The organism is Streptomyces sp. NRRL F-525, assembly GCF_000716605.1.
Lineage (GTDB): Bacteria > Actinomycetota > Actinomycetes > Streptomycetales > Streptomycetaceae > Streptomyces.
The window spans coordinates 1-375 of the sequence record NZ_JNXE01000164.1; the positions used below are offsets into that span (position 1 = coordinate 1).

The window sequence follows — 375 nt, forward strand, 5'->3', positions numbered from 1 at the left end:
GGTACTGATGGAGAGCACTGGCAGTTGTGTCGACAAAGGCGTCGGGGATGGCGTTGGCATCGACCCAGCGGACCTGGGAGTGCTTGCGAGGTTCGCGGTTTTCGGGTTCGCCGGTCCATTCGTGGGCGGCGAAGACGACGGTGAGGAAGCCGTTGGGGGCTTCGACGCCCCAGGCGCCGTGGATGATGTGGGCGACCTTGAGGGACTCGGGCTTCACCGTGAGGCCGGTCTCCTCGTAGAGCTCGCGTACGGCGGTATCGGTGATGGGCTCGCCCGGCTCGCTCTTGCCGACGGGGAGGTCCCACATGCCCTGGGCGAACTTGGCGTTCTCGCTGCGTTGGAGGAGGACGACGCGGTTGGTGGCCTTGTCGTGGA

Annotated in this window: 1 protein-coding gene; it reads right to left on the bottom strand. The window is 66.1% G+C overall.

Annotated features, from left to right (window positions below):
* The coding region (locus tag OO69_RS48345; protein ID WP_033287422.1) for an NUDIX domain-containing protein at window positions 1-375 on the bottom strand (375 nt) is incomplete at both ends.